Genomic DNA, 2,375 nt, shown 5'->3' with positions numbered 1-2,375 from the left:
AATCCAGGCATTAGAATATTTGACGACAACTTTCTAGATGTGATGACCTATGTTAAACTCATTTGAAGAGGTATTATGATGGATTCCAATTTCTAGGATAAAATTTCTTCCATATTCTCAGAGAAATTTTTGTACCAGCTAAATCCCTGATCGTTAACTATGTGCAATTCGACAGGTGCATCAATATTTTTAAGTATTTTTATATAAATTTGATCGTTTAAATTTGTGTCGTTTTCCAATATTAATATATCTATATCACTGGAGGCGGTAATTTTCCCTGATAAAACTGATCCAAAAACAAAAACTCTTGCATATTTATCAATAGCTTTAACCATACGGTAAACATCACTACAAACTGAACGGTAATTTTTTAAGTACTCCCATTTTTTTAATTCAAAATTTATCGACATATTTCTTGAACACCTCCACCACAAAACGGTAAATATTTTTTGTTTCGACCTCATCAAACTCTACTGGCATATATCTTGTAGATATATATGCATCACTTAGTCTTCCCAGATAAAGCAAGTTCATCTCATCTGTAACCAAACCCTTTAAACTGTCATCGACTTCAGATAATTTATTTATCAATTCTTTTAACGAATGAGTACGGGGATAGTATCCTAATTTTATCAGCATTGCATATTGTAATATTAATTCGCAATATTGCTCCAGGTTAAAAATAGCTAAATCGTATTTTTTAATGCCTATGAGATGTTTTGATTCTTCTAAAAAATCAGAACTCCTTTTTTTTAAAATTTGAACTTCACTAAACGACAAGTATATCTATAAATCATTTTATGTTGATATTTAAATATTGACAGTTAACTTCGTGGCCTTACGGTGATTTTTTATTCATCAGCCTCAATGTGCAAACATACAATAAAAAATAAATAAGTCCTATGAATAAAAGGAAGTCTGCATGAATCTATCAATAATACAATATAACCGTAAACCCGATCCAATGTTTTGTGCTCAAAACTCACTGTATTTGCAACTAAATTCAATGATTAACGTATATAATAAAAATGATATGTTTAGAGAGTTCATCACTTTGGACGACATAAATGTTAATTTAAACGATATAAAAACATTATTAACAATGAGATATGACAGTATGGACGATGATAAAATAATTGTAGATATGGAGTTTGAAACAAATTCAAGTTTAGATATATATTAAACACGGTGATCAATGTGGAGAAAAATATATATTTCCAGAAGAGGTATAAAATAGAAAATAGGGAATTAAAAAATATTGCAAATTCCTTCATGCATGGCTATTATGGACAGTTTTTATATACAAATAAAATGAATAAGAAGGATTTCTTACTGAGCGCCAGCTTACCATATGAATTAACTGACGGTGATAAGAAACTTCTAAGGTACGATAGATACGATAATATAGCGGAAATAAACTATGAAATTGAAAACAATTATGTACAATTTTCTGGATTAAATAGGGATCACGTTGAAACAATAATAGAACAGGAAAAAAATAAGAAAATCTTGAAATCAGAAAAACTATTATTTGAAATTTCTCAGAATAAATTCTTTCAGATACCAGAAGCCCATGTATTTTATAGACCTATAATCGAAATAATACAGAAAATACATGATAGTGGCTCAATGAGGATCATAGATGCCAAATCTACAAGTAAATTAATTAAGTATGGAAATTTTTTAAACGAATTAAAAATTATAAAAATTGACAGAAACGATGGATATCTCGATTTTAATATTGGTGAACAATATAAATTAATAGAAAAAAATCCAGGCAATCCTATCGAAAATATATTTAATTATGTACTAAAAACTGGATATGAATATTTATATGGAACTATAGGTATACATTCATTGAGTCCGTATATTAAAATATCAAACTCTCTATATTATAATATATTTCAACTGAAAAAAAATATCAAAATCTCCAAAAGAGAATTAAATCAGTATTATAATAACCTATACAATAAAAAAATGGAGGATTATAAATTTAATGTTTATCTCGATACATTATCTAATGCAAACATCCTAAAAACAAATAAAGATGTAATTACGGGAGATGACGCCATTACAAGTGAATTAATAAACAATGCATGATCAAATATTGACTAGGATTTTCTTATTTGAATCTTTTTTTATATCCATTAGGTTTATCTATATCTATTATTCCACTTTATATCACTAGATGAGCATTTTTCTAGTTCCTATGCTGTTGGGGTTTCATCCATTCTGTATCTTCATGCCTTGAAATAACGAGAGCTGGCCAAACTCTAAATTGTAAATGTCCCGTAGCATCATTTAGAAAAACATAATAAATATACCCGGGAATAATATTGCTAATATTAATCAATTTATTCCCATTCCATTATTGA

Annotated in this window: 4 protein-coding genes; 2 read left to right on the top strand and 2 right to left on the bottom strand. The window is 28.0% G+C overall.

Annotated features, from left to right (window positions below; translation table 11 throughout):
* Positions 1 to 92 precede the first annotated feature (92 nt).
* Both AMDU4_RS10805 and AMDU4_RS10800 read right to left on the bottom strand, forming a co-directional pair.
* Positions 93 to 410, bottom strand: coding sequence for a nucleotidyltransferase domain-containing protein (locus AMDU4_RS10805; protein WP_021788008.1), 318 nt, complete (start codon positions 408 to 410; stop codon positions 93 to 95).
* On the bottom strand, positions 394 to 780 hold the full coding sequence (locus AMDU4_RS10800; RefSeq protein WP_021788007.1) for a HEPN domain-containing protein: 387 nt from the start codon (positions 778 to 780) through the stop codon (positions 394 to 396). The genes AMDU4_RS10805 and AMDU4_RS10800 overlap by 17 nt, the downstream gene beginning before the upstream one ends.
* Positions 781 to 922: 142 nt before the next feature.
* Between AMDU4_RS10800 and AMDU4_RS10795 the strand changes: the two genes are divergently transcribed.
* Positions 923 to 1,183: a hypothetical protein gene (locus tag AMDU4_RS10795; protein WP_021788006.1), complete on the top strand. Its 261-nt coding sequence runs from the start codon at positions 923 to 925 to the stop codon at positions 1,181 to 1,183.
* Positions 1,184 to 1,197: 14 nt separating this feature from the next.
* Positions 1,198 to 2,100, top strand: a complete 903-nt coding sequence (locus AMDU4_RS10790) for a hypothetical protein (RefSeq protein ID WP_021788005.1) — start codon at positions 1,198 to 1,200, stop codon at positions 2,098 to 2,100.
* The last annotated feature ends 275 nt before the right edge of the window (positions 2,101 to 2,375 follow it).

It is taken from the genome of Ferroplasma sp. Type II, from assembly GCF_000496155.1.
The sequence above is the reverse complement of the archived record's forward strand: the minus strand, read 5'-3'. Positions and strand labels throughout refer to the sequence as shown.